The organism is Pseudaeromonas sp. HNCC25DJ182, assembly GCF_055413365.1.
This window is the reverse complement of sequence record NZ_JBVAYG010000021.1, coordinates 15,240-34,938: the sequence shown is the minus strand read 5'-3', so window position 1 is coordinate 34,938 and position 19,699 is coordinate 15,240. Positions and strand designations below refer to the sequence as shown.

The window sequence follows — 19,699 nt, the reverse complement described above, 5'->3', positions numbered from 1 at the left end:
AGCCATCAGGCGTGAGGAAGAGCCTGAGTGTCCTCAAGCATCATCAGGTTTGCCTATAACACGCTGCAGATATAGGTCACTGCATCCAGCTGACAGTTGCGTTTGATCGACCCCGGTAGCTCGAAGGCATGGGCAGCCTGACGGAAACCGTAGACACGACTCAGCACAAATAGCTCTGCATGATCGTGAGAAAATTCGATCTCATTGCGCGAGGCATAGAAGGGAGTTTCTTTGGCAAAGGCGGTCGTCTTGACCTCGATCAGCCGATCCCGGCCGTTAGGCTCATAAGAGTGGATGTCATAACCCAAACCATCGCCCTTGGTTTTAGCCACATGCTCGACTCGATCGGCCAAGTGATGGCATCCCGCCATGATCAATCGTTGCCGTTCATAGCCCAACACCAGCAACTCACCGGCTTCACCCAATTTACGATTGGACGCCTCACGAGCCGCATAGTCGCGCTGCAGCTGGGGCCGTTGCAGTCGATAGGCGATTGTGGGTTCACGCACGCTGTTTGTAGCTGGTTCCGGGCGAGCCACCAGAAAATCACTGAAATCAAAGTGCGTCGGGACTATCGCAGGTTGATCGACAGCCGCCGTCAGCAACTCGTCAAACTCAGGATGATGCAGCAGCCATTGCTCCACCTCTTCACCCAGCGCTGCCTGGACATTGGACAAGGGCTTGTAGCCATTAATCCAGACCCGCCCGCTGGCCCTGAGCACGGCACTAATATTCTGATGCTTCTTCTCAACCGCCGCCGGGCTACGCCCGTTGAGTTTTTCCAGCAGAGCACGTCGATGAGCCGTCTTGTTGAAGCGTTGCCCGGCCAACTCCTGCTGCAACATCAGCATATAATCCGCCACAGTGGCAGCAATCTCCTGCTGCGACCAACTCACTCCCGATACCATAACGTCCCCTACTCAAATCAGTGCCCGAACGGCTACCCACGAAACGCGGTGCTTAATCCTCTGCCACCAAGCCGCGACAGGCGGGGTAGCGGGAGCAGCCCCAGAAGGTATTGCCCGCCTTCTCCCCTTTTTTCACCACACGGGAGACCATGCTGCTGCCGCATTTTGGACAGGATGGGGTCGCCACTTTTTCGGCAATGATGCTTTTAACATGGGCCACATGTTCACGGTTGGTTTTAAAACTGCGCTCCAGACGCCCGCCCTCTATGCTGGCGATGATCTCCTGCACCTGCTCATGACTCAGTACCGGCGTGGTTTGGGCCTTGATATAGCGGATAAAACCATTGCCGCGGGTGACATTCTCCGGCATGGGAGTCTTGAATACGGCATCCCCGACAAAGGCGATGACCGAGAAGATCTGCTCGTCGCTAAGCCCCAGCAAAGATTGCAGAGTACGGGTGTGCTTGTAGTTCTGATGTAGCGGATTCTGGAACTTGTTGCTGCAACGGTAGATCTTCTGAGTCCAGATTTTCTGGTTCTGGCCGCCAAAGATCCACCCCTTCATATTCTTGGTTTCGACCACAAAGAGCCCGTAGACCGAAACGATCACATGATCGATCTGGGTCGAGCCATCTTCGGTAGGCAGAGTGACATTCTTTATCAAGTGGTAATGCTGTTTATCCAGCTTCAGGCGGATCGCCAGATTGACCACATACTCACCCAGCAGCCCCTTGCACCAAGGCGTTTTGAGCAGGGTAATCAGTAACATCAGCGGTAAAAACCACCAAAACATCTGGAATAGGGGATCGAACAGGGGAGAGAAATCCATTTTTATCCTCGTGTTGATCTTTTCATTTAGTTCTCAAGGGGCATATTCATCCATCCCCGCAGGGTAAGCCAAGATGCTGTAATCCTGGCCATTCAGCCACTCAGATAGCCCTAACACCCAGTGCTTGCCGGAGTGTGATAGTGCTCATATCATCATGTTTTATGAGGATTTTCTGGATTCTATTACAGTTGACAAGGCAAGTGCCAGACAGAACCGTCATGAAAATAGGTAATTAGCTCAAATGGCGTCTAATTCAGAAGGGCAGCCAGTTCAGGCTGGCGGCACCGGTGCTCTGGGAGCCTGACAAGTAGGATGTAGATTCACAATCGCGTGCCACCATCACTGCATACAGATCCGGGATTTTCCTGCTCGTTTAGCTTCGTACATAGCCGCATCGGCCCGGTTGACCAGTTGATCGGCGGTGTTTGTATCGTTGGGATCATGCAGCACGATACCGATACTGGCGCTGATGGTGGAGGTCACAGACCCAAGAGGTATCGGTCGTTGAATCACGGCCAATATTTTTTCTGCCATTTGATAGGCGTCCGTGATGCCATGCTTCAGGTTCTCCAACACGACCGTGAATTCATCGCCACCCAGGCGCACCGCGGTATCGGTTTGTCGGATACATTCTCGCAGGCGTGCAGCAACAACACGCAACACAGCATCACCCGCCTCATGTCCTTGAGTGTCATTGATCTGCTTGAAACCATCCAGATCGAGAAAAAACAACGCCAACCCGATCTGATTGCGTTTGGCTCGAGCCACGGCCAGCGGTAACAAATTAAACAGCGCCCGGCGATTGGGTAAACCGGTCAACGCATCATGCAACGCCTCATGCTCACGGATGGCCTCGGCCTTTTTGCGCTCGGTAATATCATGTAAAAAGGCGCTGAAAATGGTTTTCCCATCAATCGCTAACGCGCAGATACGAACTTCTACCGGCAGGGTCTCGTCATTGCGTCGCACCGCTGTCAGCTCGAGCCGTTGATTCAACACCTGGTGCTCGCCCGTCGCGAAGTAACGCTTCATCCCGGCGCGATGCGCTTCACGCTCGGATGAGGGAATAATCAATTCATCGAGTCTGCGACCTATGGCTTCTTGCTTGCTCCAGCCAAAGGTGTGTTCCGCTTGCCGATTCCAGTCGCTGATCACTCCGGCCTGGTCGATACAGACATAAGCGTCATTGGCGTTCTCGAGCACCATCTGTAACTCAGCTTCGCGCTTGCGTAACTCCTGCTCGGAGCGCAGTTGTTGTTCCATCGAGGAAGCGAGCATGGTATTGGCCAAGCGTAAATCTTTAGTTCTGGTCTCGACCCGCTCTTCCAAGTCCTTGCGCAGCTCGGCTAACGACTCTTCGGCTTCCTTGCGGGCCTGTATATCTTTGATAATTGAGACGAAATATTCCAGCTCACCCTGCTGGCTCATCTGTTTGGTGACGATCAACTGGATCCAGACCGTGCCGCCCTCTTTCGTTATGTAACGCTTTTCCAACTGATAACGATCTATCTCGTCATCAATCAACTGCTGCAACAGGGACAAATCGGTATTCAGATCATCCGGGTGGGTAATATCCTGAAAAGTCAATTTGATCAGTTCATCCTCGCTGTAACCGACAATCTGGCAGAGCGCCTCATTGACACGGATCCAGCCACCATCAGGTGCCACCAGGGCAATCCCTACGCCTGCACGCTCAAATACGGTTCGAAAGCGCGCCTCGACCGCCTCAATGGCCTGCTCTGAATGGGATATCTGATGACGAGTGAGGATCACGGCCTCACGCAGTTGCACCTCCTTGCTCACCAATGCCGCCAGGTCAATGAGGATGTTGGTTTCATCCGCGCTTAACTGTCGGGGTTTGGAATCGATGGCACACAAGGTGCCTATCGCCAAGCCCCCCGTACTGCGCAAAGGCACCCCCGCATAGAAGCGAATATTCGGATTTCCGGTCACCAGCGGATTATCCTCGAAGCGCACATCCTGGGTCGCATCTACCACTATCATAGGCGCGGTCTGCGTGATGGCATGGGCACAAAACGCAACTTCACGGGGCGTTTCGCTCGCCTCCAGCCCCACTCGCGACTTGAACCACTGCCGATCCGCATCCACCAAGGAAACCAAGGCGATGGGCACATTCAATATGTTGGCAACCAAGCGCGTGATGCGGTCAAAAACGGGCTCTGCCGGTGTGTCCAGAAGATTAAGGGCATGTAGCACATCCAGGCGTTCCACCTCATCAGGAGGCATTGGGTATGAGGACATGGTCGATACGTTCAGGTAAGTGATATGGGTGAGTATAGGCAAACTAACGCTGTGCTTTTTAAACTCATTTCACGAATGGGTGTCCGCAGAGGATAAACATGGGGGCACCCAATTTCAGCTTGGGCAACAGCAACAACGGCCTCAGCGCCATAAAAAACGCCACCTCTAGGGTGGCGCTTGCTTAGGTCTGGCACTTACTTGGCTCTGGCGATTACACCGCCCAGTGATGGTGTATTACAGCGCCAGACGGAGGATCTGCTTGACGTCGTCCGGGGTGATATCGCTGTGCTCACCCAGCGCGACATGGCCATGCTCGGTCAGTTTGGCGGCCACCTTGTCGATCACCTCCTCACCCACACCGTAGGCGGACAGACGTACCGGATTGCCCATGGCCGTGAAGAAGGCTTCAGTCTGCTCGATGGCGGCACGAGCCTTTTGCTCTTCGCTGCCCTCACGCACGTCAAACACCCGCTCGGCGTATTGAGCCAGCTTGGCCTGCTTGGCGGCGAACTTGTGCTTCCACACCGCCGTTTGCACGATAGCCAGGGTCTGGGCATGGTCCAGGCCGCACAGTGCGGTGATCTCGTGACCAATCATATGTGTGGCCCAGTCGGTCGGCACGCCGGTGCTCAGGGTACCGTTGAGCGCCATGGTCGCCGTCCACATCAGGTTGGCGCGCACGTCATAATCCTGCGGATTGGCCAGCGCAACCGGGCCCTCTTCGATCAGGGTCCGCAGCAAACCTTCGGCGAAACGATCCTGCACCTTGGCCTTGACCGGATAGGTGGTGTACTGCTCCAGGGTGTGTACGAAGGCATCGACCACGCCGTTGGCGATCTGGCGCGCCGGCAGCGTATAGGTGGTCACCGGATCCAGAATGGAGAAGCGCGGTTGCACGAACGGCGAGAAGAAGAACAACTTGTCCTGAGTCTCCGCCTTGGTGATCACGGCGCCATTGTTCATCTCGGAGCCGGTAGCCGCCAGTGTCAGCACAGTTCCCAGCGGTACCGCATCGCTGATCTTGCTGCCATAGGTTTGCAGGATTTCCCAGGCATCGCCTTCATAACGCGCAGCTGCGGCAATGAACTTGCTGCCGTCGATGACGGAACCACCGCCCACCGCCAGGATATAGTCAATGGACTCGGCCTTGACCACGGCAACCGCCTGCATCAGGGTCTCGAAATGGGGGTTGGCCTCGATGCCACCAAACTCCTGAAAACTACGGCCCGCCAGCGCAGCATGCACCTGATCCAGCACGCCGTTCTTCTTGATACTGCCGCCACCATAGGTGATGAGCACCTTGGCGTCGGCCGGGAGCTCTTCGGCCAGCTTGGCGATCTGCCCTTCGCCAAAATGAATGCGGGTCGGATTGAAGTAGGTAAAGTTATTCATCATATGCCCTTGTCTAGTCTGAAGTGCCGATAGGAATACACGGCGGCGCCAGAGGCATGCCGTGGATGACGACTATCATAATAGTTGCTAGATTAAGCGCCGGTAAGCGACATTCATGGCAAATACTTGCCTATTTCTACCAAGTTAAGCCAATCACCGATGAGGAGAGGCAACGATGACCCTGGCCCGCGCCATGCAAGACTATGTCGAACAGATGGGGCTGCAGCAGCTGGAAGGCTCCGTGGCCACCAGCCTACCAGGTGTGCACTTTTTCCGCTTCTCCCAGGGCAGCCCTCGGCAACCCCTCACCTACCAGTCCGGACTGCTCATCATGGGGCAAGGCCACAAGGTCATCCATCTGGGGGAACAGCAAGTCGCCTATGGCCCCGACTCCTATCTGGTGGTCGGTGTGCCGCTGCCGCTGGAATGCGAGGCCCATTGTAGTCCGGATGAGCCCATGCTCGGACTAGCTATCGACATCGACGCCCAGTCGCTACACCAATTGATCGAGCGTCTGTTTCCGCCAGAATCCCCGATGGAGCCGTGCCGCAGCATCGAATGCGGCCTTTCCAGTGTCAGCCTGTCACCCTCCATGCTCAGTGCCTGTGAACGTCTGCTCGGCACGCTGACGAACAAGAGTGAAGCCAGCGTTCTCGGACCCGGCATCCTGCAGGAGATCCTCTACCGTGTACTGACCGGCCCTAATGGCTATGTGCTGCTGGAGCTGGCTCGCCACGATAGCCACTACGCGCGCATCGCCCGGGTGTTGGGGCGCATTCATCGCGACTATGCCGCCCCGCTGACGGTCGAAGGGCTCGCCACCGAAGCCCATATGAGCGTGTCATCATTCCATCGCGCCTTTCGTCAGGTGACGCGGGTCTCACCGCTGCAATACATGAAGCAAATCCGCCTCAACCGGGCACGGGAGCTGATCCAGCGTGAAGGCCGCGGCATTGCCGAAGCCGCCACCCTGGTGGGCTATAACAGCCCCTCCCAGTTCAGCCGCGAATACAAACGCCATTTCCAGAACAATCCCCGCGGCCACCAGAGCAATGGCTGACGCCGTTGGCTGGCCAATCTCATCCAGCCAACTCGGGAGTGTAAAACGTATAGGTATTTTTACCGCGCTTCTTCGAGGCATACATGGCGACATCCGCCTGGTGAGTTAATAATTCATAATCGTTGTTGTCGGCCGACGACACACTAATACCGATGCTGGCACTGATGGCTACGGTATTTTCAGAAACCTCGCCACCAATAGCCGAAATTAAAACCAGAAGGCGATCCAGAATGGAGCCAATATCACTGGCGCCAGGGGTGACTAATAACGCCAGGGCAAACTCATCGCCACCCAGACGGGCGACTTGATCGCCCAGGCGGGTTTCCCGGGTCAAGGCATCCGCCACTAACTTCAGCAATAAATCCCCCTGACTGTGGCCGAAAACATCGTTGATCTGTTTGAAATTATCCAAGTCCAACAGACAGAGGGCAATCTCATATTCACGCGCTGGTTGGTTCAGTAGCGCTTCGACCTTATCCTGGAAATAACGGCGATTATGCAATCCGGTCAAACTGTCAAAATTGGCCCGTAACTTTAATTCCCGACGTTGTAATTCCAGACTGGTATTTCTGATTTTTAAATTCGTGAAATTATTGACCCCACGATAAAAGGCCAAGCTGATAACACCAGTCAACGTCAGCAGACATAACAGCAAAAAGCTGGCCGTATTATCATAATGCATCGGCTCTCTGCTATATAATTCCAAAATCCAGTGTCGTCCCGGCATTGGGAAATCATAACGAAACGTTCGTTGCGGTGGCGTACTATGATTGTCTTTCCGATTGATAGCAATCTGGCGCTCTCCATCATCTTTATCAATCAAGCGCATAAAAAATCGACTCTGGCTCTCGTCACCAAACTCGGAGCGCATTAATACTTCAGGCGTCATTAACATCAGCAGAAAGCCCAAAAATTTTCCTGGTTTCTTACTGCTTTTGGGATGGGGAATATGGACCGGATGATAGATGGCAATCATGGCAGCACCATGCGGATCTGTTAATTCAGAAAACACTGGTGTCGTAAATACCAAACCGCTATTCATCGCCGCCATCCGCAGCGCATGATTAAGCGGGCGGCCATTCAGATCAATACCCAATAAATTCGCTCCCTGCTCTCTGGGTTCGACATACATAATGGGAAAATAAAAGTTCCGTAATGGCGATGCTATTTGATGACGATCTGGATATTGAATATCAATAAATCCGTGATCATGTCCCATTTCGTGCATTAGTATCATTTCATATTTTTTACGCTCCTCGGCCAAGACATATGGCGTCCACATAACAGCCGAAATCTCTTGTTCATTCTTTATCAAATAGGATGCAAAGTTTTTAAATTCCTGTTGACTAACGAAATCAGAAACAACAAATAAAGCGGCAAATGAATTCAGGATTTGTGGTGCGCGAGTAAACAATAAACTAGCTCTGACACTCTGTTCATACGTCTCTTTCTGCAATTCAGCCAACATTTTGGCCTCATCACTTTTCCTTACCCCTTGATAGGTATAAATAGACAGCGCCATGCCAGAGGCAAATATAATTACACTGAAAAACAACTGGAACAAACGTCGCTGTACCATGCATGCCCCCTTATAATTCTTATATCTCCAGCCGGAGCTTTTCATTTCTTCTTATTGACACATCACTGTTTATTAACTGGTTCTGCAACACGAGAGTGCCTCCGCTAATGGCATAGTGGTGAGCAGGTTAGGGAATGTCCAACAGCAAATCCAGAATGTGCAAAGCAATTATCATTTTGCGCATTCAGTGATGAAAGAATAACGGATCCAGAGGTATTCTGACCAACAATCAACGGCAATCAGCCTGTCCGATCCTCGGCAGCAGCCCCGGATATGCAGTTGATGCTGGTGTTCCCCCTGCCGCGCACAAGCAGCCAGCGGCGGGTCACAGCATCACGGATTAGTGATGGATGGATATGAAACCTGAATATGGATGTCGCAAGCGCCTCTCCCGCATCAGCCGTGGCCTGATGCTTCTCGCCTGTAGCCTGTTCTCGTCCCTGAGCTGGGCCGCACGGATACCCTTGGCGGACTATTTTGTCGAAGGTTGGACCACCAAGGATGGCTTGCCCCACAACAGCATCAATACCATGGCGCAAACCACCGAGGGCTATCTGTGGTTTGGCACCTGGGAAGGGGTCGCACGCTATAACGGCCGGGAATTCAAACTCTATGAACGCAGCCCGCAGACCGGGTTGCTGGATTCCGGCATTCAATCATTACAGGCGCAAGCGGATGGCAGTCTATTGCTGGCCGGGGCGCGTGGCAGCCTGGTCAGCGTCACCGGCGATCGGTGGCAGCCCTATGCGCCTGCCGCCACCATGATCAATGCAGTGTGGAAGGATCGTCTGGGTAACCTGTGGCTGGCGATGGAGGGCAAGGGGGTGGTGATGCGTTCGATGGGTCGAGACGGCCAGTACAACGACGGCCAGCCGATCCTGACCCAGTTGAGCGCCTATCGCTTCGCCGAGGATGCGCAAGGGCGGGTGTGGATCGCCACCGATCGGGGCTTGTATGTGGTCGAGCAGCAGAAACCCCGCCACGTCCCCCTCCCCGGAGCGCTGCCAGCACCGCGGATCTTTACCCTGGTGCAGCAAGCCAATGGCCCCTTATTGCTAGGCACCGAGAAAGGTCTCTGGCGGCAAGAGGGCGATACCTTCAAACCGCTGGAGCCCGCCCTAGCCGATGCCGCCGTGACCAGCCTGTTGCTCGACGAACAGCAGGATCTCTGGATTGGCACCATGAATCATGGCATCTATCGCCTGAGCCCAGCCGGGCTGGAGCGCCTAGAAACCGAAACCGGGCTACTGAAGAACCGGGTGCTCTCCTTGCTGCAGGATCAGGAGCAGAACATCTGGATTGGCACCAACGCCGGACTGTTTCGGTTACGCGCCGCGCCGTTCACCACCCTGACCTCCCGCCAGGGACTCAGCGGTGACTATGTGCGCGCCGTGCTGGCCCACTCCGACGGCAGCGTGTGGGTGGGGACCAGCACCGGCTTGAGCCGCTGGCAGAACGGCCAGGTGACTCCCATCCCCTCGCCCGATGGCGATGCTCCCGTCTCGGTACTGAGTCTGGCCGAAGAAGCGGACGGTAGTGTCTGGGTCGGAACCTATACCAATGGCTTGCTGCATTGGCAGCACAACCGCCTGACGCCAGTCCGGGATCAGCGCTCGGGGCTCAGCAGCAATGAGATCCGCGCCCTGCTGGTCGATCAACACAGCAATCTCTGGCTGGGGACCGCCGCCGGTCTGGATCGACTGAGCGCCGATGGCCAGATCCGTCATTACACGGCGGCCGACGGCCTGCCCGCTGATTTTGTCATCTCACTGTACCAAGACGCCCGACAGCGGATCTGGGTCGGAACCGGAGTCGGGGTGGCGATATTGGAACAGGATCGTTTTACCGCCGTCCCCATCCACCAGCAGGAGGGCGCCGAATATGTGTTTGGCTTCTACGGCGAGCCCAATGGCATGTGGATGGCTACCGATCGGGGTCTAGTGCACTACCGGTTTGCCGATGGCCACCTGAGTGTGGTGGGCCGCGCCGCCGGTTTACCGGTCGATAAACTGTTTCAGGTGGTTCCCGATCAGCAAGGGGCCTTCTGGCTGACCTCGAACCGCGGCATGTTCCGCATCCAGCAGCAAGACGCCCGCGCCATCACCGAGGGCCGCGCCCAGCGGTTGCATGTTGAGGTGTTTGGCGAGAGCGATGGCCTGGTCAGTGCCCAAGCCAACGGCGGCTCCAATCCGGCCGCTACCCTGCTGCGCAGCGATGGCAGTGTCTGGATGGCCACCGCTCGGGGTGTGGCGCGGGTGCGCCCGGAACGCATCAATGATGCCGGTGAGACGCTGCTGCCCATCGTGATCGAAGCCATGGATGTGGATGGCCGCTCCCTCGCCCTGCGCCCGAACCTGGAATTACCGGCTGGGACCAGCCGGATCCGCATCCGCTACGCCGGCTTGGGGTATGTGATCCCAAGCCGCATCCTTTACCGCACCCAGTTGACCGGTTTCGATCCCCACTGGATCGAGCGCAACCATGAAGCCAGCGCGGAATACACCAACTTGCCACCGGGCTCCTATCAGTTCCAGGTCATGGCCAGCTACCCCCATGGCAAGTGGCAGGGCCAGCAAGCCAGCTTGCGCTTCACCATCCAGCCCTTCTTCTGGCAGCGCATCGAGTTTCAACTGCTGATGCTGCTGGGCGGTGGTCTGGTGCTGTGGCTGGCGGTGCAATTCCGACTCCATACATTGCGCCGCAATGAGGCGCGCCTAACCCGCTTGGTGACGGAAAAAACCACCGCCTTGCAGGAGCAAGCCACGGCGTTTGAGCGTCAGGCGCGGGAGGATCAACTCACCGGGCTGGCCAACCGGCGGGCATTTGATGAACAACTGCTCACCGCCTTCAAGACGGCAAAAGAGCAACAAACACCCTTGGCGATGGCCATTGTCGATATCGATCATTTCAAGCAAATCAATGACCGTTGGTCCCATGTCATCGGCGATCAGGCGATCTGTGCCGTGGCCAGAACCTTGCGTCACGCCATGCCCGGCTCGGGGTTATTGGCTCGTTGGGGCGGAGAAGAGTTTACCCTGATATTCCCGGGGCTTGATGCCCGCCAGGCTCACGCCTGCTGCGAACGCATGCGTCAGCGGATTGCCGAGGCAGATTACACCGCCATCGCCACCGGCTTGCGCTTGACCGCCAGTTTCGGCGTCTGCGATACCCACGCCATCACGCACTATCAGGAGTTATTGCGTCTGGCGGATCAGGCGCTGTATCAGGCCAAAGCTCATGGCCGCAATCGGGTGGTGTGCTGGCAGGAAACGCCATTGGACTGAGGTTGGTGGCTAGGATTGCTGAGACAGGCGCTGATTCTGGCTCTGGCTTGGCCTGAGGATCTCTCAGGCCACGTGAAGCAGTTAATGGGTCTGTGGGGTCGGTGAAGAATGAGGTTTGAACGCCGTCTGCCATTCCTTCAACAGGGCCTCGGCCGCCGTGCGCTCACTGAGCGTCAGTTTTTCCCCCATCCGCACCCGGCAGGACTCGGCATCGGAGTAACCATTATGGACCGCCAGCGCGTACCACGCGTAAGCCTGCACCCAATCCTTGGGCACGCCAAAGCCATTGGCGTAACCGACGCCCACCTGAAATTGCGCCACGCCCTTGCCTTGCTCGGCCGCCCGCCGGTACCAGGCAACTGCCTGTTTATAATCCTTGGCCACCGTCTCGCCGGTGGCGTAGGCCGCCCCCAGCAGGATCTGGGCGGTGACATCACCCTGCTCACCGGCCTGCAGCGCCCAATAGATGGCCTGTTTGTAATCAATGGCCACCCCGCGGCCGTAGGCATAGGCCACCGCCAGTGCGGACTGAGCCGCCACATCCCCTTGTTCCGCTGCCTTGCGATACCAGTACAGGGCCTGCCCCTCGTCTTTCACCACGCCGATAGCATTGGCATAGGCAGCCCCAAGCTCACGTTGGGCCAATCGATGCTGCTGCTCAGCCGCCATATGTAGCCAAAAGGCTGCCTGCTCGGCGGATTTATCCCGTTGGAAGGCCTCAGCCACGGCAAACTGGGCGTCGACATTGCCCTGCACCGCCATGCGACGAAATGCCGCGATACCATCGTCGGCCGCCGCCAGCGGAACACTCACGCCCAGGCAGCACAGCCAGACCAGTACTCGGGTCACAGTGGATTCCTTCTTTCGCAATCAGGCCCATGCCCGATATTCAGTCGAGAGCCGCCAGCGCAACCACCGGCCAAGCGGGGGTCATCTGTTGTCGTAGTTGCAGGGCGCTGGCTAGCCATTTTTTAAGCGCTATCAATGTATTACCTGTTGACGGCGCAAGATAGCAGCCAGATGGAGATGTTGAAGGTGGATCAAAAAACCAGCAGCTCGCTCACAGATGAAGCAGGATCATCACGACCGTTGATCGTGCGGTGCGGGATCGGGAAGTGCAGTGGGTGGTGCATCTGCAGCGGTGCCCGGCGTAGCCACAGGCAACGCATCACCATGGGGCAAGCTGAGCCAGCCATGTAATAACCCCGCCCGGCGCACCTTGCGTCGCCGGATACGCCAACGAACCAATCGCGACATCAGCGCTCCTCACCTGTGACCTGACTAACTTCTGCAAATTACCCGACATCGACAAGAGCCCCGTCGCGGCCCGCCGGGACAGCAGCTCAGCGACAGCCGCTGTGTCCTTCAGGTTTAGCATAGCCTTTACTCACGTTACTCTCGTCGACTCACCTCGCCCTCGTCACGCGGGGTGGCGAGTGGTAACACAAAGTGTTGATAAAACCAGCCCAAGCCCACCAGGCATAGCCCCAACCCGAGAAACGATGCCGCCCGATAGAGACCTTCCAGATCGGCCATATCCCAGAGGAATATCTTCAATACAGCCACCAGCAAGATCAACAGTGCCGCCTGACGTACCCGGGCGATGGCCAACCAGCCACCGAATAGCATCAGGACAATCGCCGTCAACAGCCACACCGCCGAATAGCTGTACTGCTCACCATTGGAGACGGCAAACCCTGAGATATCGGCCCCCTGCCACCACTGCCGTACCATCAGGGTGAGATAGAGCATGCCGCTGAAAAATACAAACACCGCACTGACCCGGCGCAACCAGTGCGGATGGGCCAGGAACACCAGTGCCAATACGCTCAGCAGAGTCGGGATCCCCCAGGCCAGCAGGGTCAGATTCAGGATCGGCCATTCCCCCACCGAGGTGGTGACCCACAGCGGATTGAACCATAGGCTGGAGCCCAGCAGCGTCATGGCCATCATCAGAATCAGCAACAGCGGTGAAGCGATGGCATACACCCGGGCCAGAGCACCGTTGAGCCGCGCCTTCCAACCATAGACCAGTGCCAGCCCCCCCCAGGTCACAGCATTGAGCGCGGCATCGGCCAAGGTGTAATCCCCATGCCAGGGATCGCCACCGCTCAGCCAGTAACGGCCCTCCAGCGTGAGCCAGAGGGTCAGCAATTCCACGCCGCCCGCCTCGAGCCAGTCGTTAGTGCTCGCCCCAGGACGTTGGGGTAGCCAGCGCGCCGCCAGAAAGAAGCAAAGCACAGGGATGCCGTAACCATACAGGCTCCAGTGCAGTCCCAGCCGCCCTTGCAGCGCGTAATCCAGCAACCAGGGGTTGAGGGAGAGCCGGGCCACAATCACCATCGCCAGCCCCTTGAGCAACCAATGGGGAACGAGATCGCCTTCCCGTTGCCCCAGACGAGCCAAGCCTGCCAGTTGCAGCGCCAGAGCCAGTGTCAGGTTGGCATCGGCCAGCAGCATGATAAACACCAGAGTCAGAGCACCTTGACCACCGGCCAGCAGCGCGACCCGAGCGCCATGGGACCAACGACCCCGCACCTCGGCCAGGGCGCTGAAGGTGACAAACAGCAGCAGCCCCTGCAGCGGCCATAGCAGGCTCTGATCGGCCCAGAAATCAGCGGCTCCGACCGGTGAGCGCCAGTAGAGCAGAGCCAGCATCGCCAGCGGCAGCACCACCACCCAGGAGGCCCAGAGCCCACCGCGGCGCGCCACGGTCAGCCACTGCAGAGCCAATACCGCCTGCAGACAGGCCAGCCCCATGCCCCAACGCCACAGCGACCATAACTCAGGCCACGCCAGTTGCGCCCAGCCCACCTGACCCCACTGCTCGAGAGGCAGATGGTAGGCCCAGACACTGACCAGCACACCGCAACCGACCAACCAGGGCAGCAGATCCAGGGCTGCGATCCGCCGAGCCAGCCCATAGGCGCCCACGCCAGCACCCAGCAGCGCCAACCAACCGGCCAGCGGATAATCCAGAAACAGATGCAGACCGACCAGCAAGAGAGTCCCGATCACGGCAATCCAGTGGGCATCCTTGATGGCGGTCTGGCATTTGCGCCACTGCAAGGGCAGCCGCAGGGCCGTGCTCTGCAGGCGCCATCCCAAACCGGGCAGCGCGATAAAGGCGTACAAAGAGAGCAGCAGGTAGCCAAACATGAAGCTGCTTTCATCGCGATACAGACTCTGCGCCAGCAAGAACCAGAGGAAGTGCCCGACACAGGTGCCCCACCACAGCCAGCGACGCTGCACCCGGAACTGCAGGCCCAGGGCGGCCAGCGACACCAGCGCGACATAGCTCAGTAGCCCGGTCAGGCTGCCCTGCCCGGTCGAGACCAGCGCAGGGACCAGATAACCACCGAGCAACCCGAGCACCGCCAACAGGGGCCCTTGCAGCAAGGAGAGCGCCATGGCCAGCAACGACACCCCGGCCAGCAGCACGAAGGCCAGACCGGGGGAGATGAGATCATAGAGTTCGAACGCCGTCAGCAGGCTGGCATACCAGGCGATCACGCCGCCACCGGCAAGCGCCGCCGGCACATAGTCGGCTTGTTGCCCTAGGCGCGGCAGCGCCAGCGGGGTTTCCCGCTGCCGTAACCACTCACTGCTCAGCACCAGAATCAATCCCAACACCAATCCGGCAATCACCCGCCCGCTCGGCCCCAATACGCTGTGTTCGACACCGAATTTGACCAGGAAGACCCCGCCCAGCGCCAGAGCCACGCCACCGACCCAGACCATCCAACGCGAGGCGATATCCCGCTCCAGTCGTGCCGGTGAGCTTGGCGACGTCGCGGTAACTGGCGGCTCGCCAGCACCGACTGACGCAACAGCAACCGCCTGGGGATGAGCCGTCGAAGGTTCATCGTCTGCGACACTATCTGCGATTGTCGGCTGCAAGGCTGCGGGTTGCGGCGCGATATCGGCTGCCAAAGCCGTAGCCGGAGGTGTGACAGACGACGCAGGAGAGGAGGTAACAGGCTCGGGCGCAGCTGACATGGCCGTAGCACCTGCGCTGGCCGACAACTCAGTCACCCGATGCAATTGGGCGGCGCCTGGCCGCCCCTGCACCCGCGCCAGCGTTTGTTCCAGAGCCTGCAACTGCTGGCGCTGTTTGCGTAAATCCTGCTCCAGTGCCGACAGGCGACTAAGCGCAATCAGGCCGCAGATCGCGCCCGCTAACACCAGCAACACCAGTCCACCAAACAGCAGCATCAAACCATCCATGTCCCACTCCCGATAAGCCGGGGCGCTCCGGCATGCCAAGCTTCAGAGTATGACGCCCATCGTCGACCTGCAACATCAGGCAGGATCCCGGTGCCCGGATCGCGATCCAGCCATGAAATAGCCAAACGAAACAACTACTTCATATGACGGCAACCCAAGGCTCACGCATAATGGAAGAAATAGAAGGGAGTATTGGAATGAACCCGCTGACTGATCAATTGCTCGCCCAGCTCAATCGCGTCATCCTCGGCAAGCCCCATGAACTGCGCTTAGCCTTGTGCTGCCTGTTGGCTCGCGGCCATCTGCTGATCGAGGATCTACCGGGGATGGGCAAGACCACCCTGGCCCACTCTCTCGCCACCTTGCTGGGACTAGATTATCAGCGCGTGCAGTTTACCTCCGACATGTTGCCCGCCGACTTGTTGGGACTGTCGATCTATGATCAGGCCAATGCCGCCTTTACTTTTCATCCCGGCCCGATTTTTACCCAGGTGTTGCTGGCCGATGAGATCAATCGCGGCAGCCCGCGCACTCAGAGCGCCCTGCTCGAAGCCATGGCCGAACGCCAGATCTCGACCGATGGCATCACCCGCACCCTGCCGGCGCCCTTTTTTGTCATCGCCACCCAAAATCCCCAGGACCAGGCCGGGACCTTCCCGCTGCCGGAATCCCAGCTGGATCGCTTCCTGATGCGTATCGAGCTGGGCTATCCCAGCAAGGAAGCCGAGTTGCAGATGTTGCTGCTACCAGAGCAAGAAGCCCTGGATCCGCTGCTGGATAGCACGCAGTTGTTGGCCCTGCAACAGGCCGTCAGTCAGGTCAGCGCGGCCCCCGCATTTCTCGATTATCTGCTGGCGTTGGTCCAGGAGAGTCGCCGCAACGAGCTGGTACCCAATCCCTTGTCCCCCCGCGCCAGTCGCGCCCTGTTGGCGGCCGCCAAGGCCTGGGCCTTCCTGGCCAATCGGGATTATCTGTTACCCGAAGATCTGCAGGCGGTGTTTCCCGCCGTCGCCGAACACCGGCTACGCAGTGGTCCCAGCCGCCCCGGCAGCCAGCAGAGCCTGAGCCACAAACTGCTGGCGCTGGTGGATCCGGTGCTATGATACGGGCCGCACTCGCCAGGCTCTGGCAACCGCGGTGGCGTCGCTGGATCGAACGCCGCCTGCCCCCGGCCCCGCGGGTGCAACTGCATCACAGTACCCTGTTTATCTTCCCCAGCCGCTTTGGGGCTCTCTATCTGCTGATGGTCTTGATGCTCTACCTCTTGGGCACCAACTTTCAGAACAATCTGATCCTGGCCATGGCCCTGCTGCTGCTCAGCCTGTTTGTCACCTGCATCTGGCATTGCTATCGCAATCTGGCTGGGCTCGCCATCAGTGCCCTATCGACAGCTCCGCATTTTGTCGGTCAGTCACTGCGCTTCGCCGTGCAGCTCACCGCCGACGAGCGTAGCCGCTATGCCATACAACTGAGTGCCGAGGGAAGCGCCGAGGAGTTATTGCCCGAGCTGCAACAGCAAGGCTCGCTGGGTGTCACCTTCAACCCCCAGCGTCGTGGCTGGTTCAAGCCCGGTCGGCTGCGGCTTGCCAGTCACTATCCATTAGGGTTGCTGCGCTGCTGGACCTTGCTGGATCTGCAACAGCAGGCGCTAATCTACCCAGCCCCCATCGCAGGTCCCCTGCCGTTGAGCGCAGGGCCCGGAACGGACGAGGCGTCTGCCACCGACTCCGCGGCCGTCTTGCCGCACCCCGGTCAACACTCCGGTAGTGATGAGCTGGTGGGGGTGCGCCCCTACCGTCCCGGCGAATCACTCAGCCAGATCGCCTGGCGTCAGCAGGCTCAAGGTCGGGGTCTGTTCAGTAAGGAATTCGCCGCCGAACCCTGGCAGCACCCTTGGCTGTGGCTGGCACACACTCCGGGCCAGGATCTGGAAGAACAACTCAGCCGATTGAGCTATGCGGTGCTGCAACTGAGCCAACAACAGCAACGTTATGGTCTGGATCTGGGAGCCTGGCGTCTGGATCCGGCTTCCGGAGCCGGACAACGCCTGGCGGCACTGGAGGCATTGGCACTGTATGGCGGCTCCCTCTATGACCACTAGTCCCATGACGCCACCGACACCACGCAGCACCAACCGCTCGACTCTGGGCTGGATCAGTGCCAGCTATGGCCTGGCCGTCTTGCCTTTGTACTCCGAGCTCAGTCCGCTGATTTATGGCATTGCCCTGCTCGCCATCGGCTGGCGCTACGCCATCGAACAGGGTCGGAGCCGGATGCCCAGTCAGCGTCAACTGAATGGTGCCGCGGTGCTGGGATCTCTGCTGATTGCCGTTCTCTCGCCGCAGCTGGGTCTGGTCGGCTCGATCTTCAACCTGCTGGTCATGGGCTGCACCCTGAAATTTCTGGAGTTCCGCCAGCGTCGGGATCTGGGGCTGCACATCCTGGCGCTGTTTTTCCTGGGGGGCTTGAGTTTCGTCTATCACCAGCACTGGCTGGTGACCCTCTATTTGCTCACCAGCGTATTGCTCAATACCGCCGCCTTGCTCTCCCTCTATCTGCCAACCGGCCGCCGCGAACAGCTGCGCCAGGCCTCCTTGCTGGTTGCCCAGAGCATTCCCCTGATGCTGGTGCTGTTTGTGATCCTGCCGCGGCTTGGCCCCCTGTGGCAGATGCCACAGACCCGAAGCGCCATCACCGGGCTGGGAGAAGAGGTGAACCCGGAGAACATCACCGAGCTGACGCGCTCCAGCAAGTTGGTGTTCCGGGCCAGTTTTTCCGGTCCACCACCAACCGAGCGCTACTGGCGCACTCTGGTGCATGAGTCCTTCGATGGCCATAGCTGGCGCATGAGCCCAGGCCTGCGTGACTGGCAGAGCCGCCAGCAAAGCCGCCGCTACCAGCCTTGGCGAGCAACACCCAGCACTCAGCACTGGCAGGGAGCGAGCAGGGACTATCGGCTCTATACCGAGCCGAGCAACCAGAGTTGGGTTTACACCCTGGCACTCTCGAGTTCCCCCGATCAGACGCTGCTCGAGACTCCGGTCCAGACCCTGATCAGTCCGACGCCGCTCACCCAAAAGCAACAGTTTGCCCTGCGTTACTTTCCCCAGCAGCCGAGCGAGCCGAAACTCGGCCCGCAACGCCGCCAGCAGAATCTGGCGCTGCCCGTGGGCGGCAACCCGCAGGCGCGGGCCATGGCCATCGAGCTACGGCGACAATTTCCCGACGACGATCAGGCGCTGCTACAGGCCGCCTTGCAGTACTTTCGCCAGCAACCCTTTTTCTACACCCTGAACCCGCCGCCACTCTCCGGCGATAGCATCGATCAGTTCCTGTTTTCGACCCGGGCCGGATTCTGCGCCCACTACGCCAGCAGCCTGGCATTCATACTGCGGGCCGCCGGCATTCCGGCGCGGCTGGTCACCGGCTATCTGGGCGGCGAATACCACCCGGAAGATGACTATGTCAGCGTCCATCAATTTGATGCCCATGCCTGGGTCGAGGTGTGGCAACCCGGAGGCTGGCAGCGGGTCGATCCGACCCTGATGGTGGCACCCGATCGGATCGAGCAAGGATTGGATGCCCTGATGCGAGATCAGGGCTTTCTGGCCGAGGATCCATTGAGTCTGAGTCGTTACCGGCATATAGCGCTGCTGAATAACCTGCGTCTGGCCCTCGCCAGCCTGGATTACCACTGGACCATCTGGATCCTCAATTACGATGCCCAGGCACAAGAAGGTCTGTTCAAACGCTGGTTTTCTTCCGGTGTCGGTGGCCGCCTGCTCATCCTGTTGGGCGGTACCTTGCTGGCGCTGGCAATTGCCATCGCGCTGGGTTGGCTCTACCGGCGAAAAACGCCGCCGGATCCACTGCTGGGTTTGTACCAACAAGCCTGCCAGTATCTGGCACGCAGTGGTTCGCCGCGCCTACCGGCAGAAACGCCCAGCGCCTACCGGGATCGCCTGTTGCAACAGGGCCACCCGGCAGCCAGAACACTCGAGCGGATCACCACCGCCTATCTGCATGGCCGATATGCCCATCCCGCAGCTCAGGCAGAGGAGATCCCGACACTGCGTCGGTTGCTTCGGCAGCTACGACGTCTGAATCGTCACCTTAACCGCAGGAATTCTTGATGCGCATCACATTTTCAGGATACCC

Annotated in this window: 13 protein-coding genes; 5 read left to right on the top strand and 8 right to left on the bottom strand. The window is 58.4% G+C overall.

All coding sequences use genetic code 11. The annotated features are described in order from the left end of the window. Positions 1-53: 53 nt before the first annotated feature. The 4 genes from ACZYUB_RS15115 to ACZYUB_RS15100 all read right to left on the bottom strand — a co-directional run bounded on the left by ACZYUB_RS15115 (position 54) and on the right by ACZYUB_RS15100 (position 5,391). The gene (locus ACZYUB_RS15115) at positions 54-896 is read right to left on the bottom strand and encodes a protein NO VEIN domain-containing protein (RefSeq protein WP_463949086.1); all 843 of its coding nucleotides are present in this window, start codon (positions 894-896) and stop codon (positions 54-56) included. Between the two features lie 64 nt (positions 897-960). Continuing rightward, the gene (locus tag ACZYUB_RS15110) at positions 961-1,737 is read right to left on the bottom strand and encodes a nuclease-related domain-containing protein (RefSeq protein WP_463949085.1); all 777 of its coding nucleotides are present in this window, start codon (positions 1,735-1,737) and stop codon (positions 961-963) included. A gap of 339 nt (positions 1,738-2,076) precedes the next feature. Then, on the bottom strand, positions 2,077-3,999 hold the full coding sequence (locus ACZYUB_RS15105) for a PAS domain S-box protein (RefSeq protein ID WP_463949084.1): 1,923 nt from the start codon (positions 3,997-3,999) through the stop codon (positions 2,077-2,079). Between the two features lie 234 nt (positions 4,000-4,233). Beyond that, a complete protein-coding gene (locus tag ACZYUB_RS15100) occupies positions 4,234-5,391 on the bottom strand; it encodes an iron-containing alcohol dehydrogenase (protein WP_463949083.1) in 1,158 nt (385 codons plus the stop codon). Between the two features lie 175 nt (positions 5,392-5,566). Here ACZYUB_RS15100 and ACZYUB_RS15095 point away from each other — a divergent pair, with 175 nt between their 5' ends. Next, the gene (locus ACZYUB_RS15095) at positions 5,567-6,451 is read left to right on the top strand and encodes an AraC family transcriptional regulator (RefSeq protein ID WP_463949082.1); all 885 of its coding nucleotides are present in this window, start codon (positions 5,567-5,569) and stop codon (positions 6,449-6,451) included. Positions 6,452-6,470: 19 nt separating this feature from the next. Here ACZYUB_RS15095 and ACZYUB_RS15090 read toward each other — a convergent pair whose 3' ends face one another. Then, entirely contained in the window at positions 6,471-8,030 is a 1,560-nt protein-coding gene (locus tag ACZYUB_RS15090) for a diguanylate cyclase domain-containing protein (protein WP_463949081.1), read from the bottom strand. A 356-nt stretch (positions 8,031-8,386) separates the two neighbouring features. Here ACZYUB_RS15090 and ACZYUB_RS15085 point away from each other — a divergent pair, with 356 nt between their 5' ends. After that, positions 8,387-11,314 carry a two-component regulator propeller domain-containing protein gene (locus tag ACZYUB_RS15085; protein WP_463949080.1) on the top strand — a complete coding sequence of 976 codons (2,928 nt, stop codon included), beginning with the start codon at positions 8,387-8,389 and terminating at the stop codon, positions 11,312-11,314. A gap of 81 nt (positions 11,315-11,395) precedes the next feature. Here the strand turns inward: ACZYUB_RS15085 and ACZYUB_RS15080 are convergent, their stop codons facing one another. The 3 genes from ACZYUB_RS15080 to ACZYUB_RS15070 form a co-directional block, all read right to left on the bottom strand. After that, positions 11,396-12,163 carry a tetratricopeptide repeat protein gene (locus ACZYUB_RS15080; protein ID WP_463949079.1) on the bottom strand — a complete coding sequence of 256 codons (768 nt, stop codon included), beginning with the start codon at positions 12,161-12,163 and terminating at the stop codon, positions 11,396-11,398. A 231-nt stretch (positions 12,164-12,394) separates the two neighbouring features. Then, positions 12,395-12,571 (bottom strand): hypothetical protein, encoded by a 177-nt coding sequence (locus tag ACZYUB_RS15075; RefSeq protein WP_463949078.1) that lies wholly within the window; start codon positions 12,569-12,571, stop codon positions 12,395-12,397. 135 nt (positions 12,572-12,706) lie between these two features. Continuing rightward, on the bottom strand, positions 12,707-15,541 hold the full coding sequence (locus ACZYUB_RS15070) for a DUF2339 domain-containing protein (RefSeq protein ID WP_463949077.1): 2,835 nt from the start codon (positions 15,539-15,541) through the stop codon (positions 12,707-12,709). Positions 15,542-15,738: 197 nt separating this feature from the next. Between ACZYUB_RS15070 and ACZYUB_RS15065 the strand changes: the two genes are divergently transcribed. The 3 genes from ACZYUB_RS15065 to ACZYUB_RS15055 are packed head-to-tail and all read left to right on the top strand — an operon-like array spanning position 15,739 to position 19,674. Continuing rightward, on the top strand, positions 15,739-16,644 hold the full coding sequence (locus ACZYUB_RS15065) for an AAA family ATPase (protein ID WP_463949076.1): 906 nt from the start codon (positions 15,739-15,741) through the stop codon (positions 16,642-16,644). Further along, positions 16,641-17,642 (top strand): DUF58 domain-containing protein, encoded by a 1,002-nt coding sequence (locus tag ACZYUB_RS15060; protein ID WP_463949075.1) that lies wholly within the window; start codon positions 16,641-16,643, stop codon positions 17,640-17,642. Before ACZYUB_RS15065 ends, ACZYUB_RS15060 begins: the two co-directional genes overlap by 4 nt. Further along, positions 17,632-19,674 (top strand): transglutaminase TgpA family protein, encoded by a 2,043-nt coding sequence (locus ACZYUB_RS15055; protein ID WP_463949074.1) that lies wholly within the window; start codon positions 17,632-17,634, stop codon positions 19,672-19,674. The genes ACZYUB_RS15060 and ACZYUB_RS15055 overlap by 11 nt, the downstream gene beginning before the upstream one ends. The last annotated feature ends 25 nt before the right edge of the window (positions 19,675-19,699 follow it).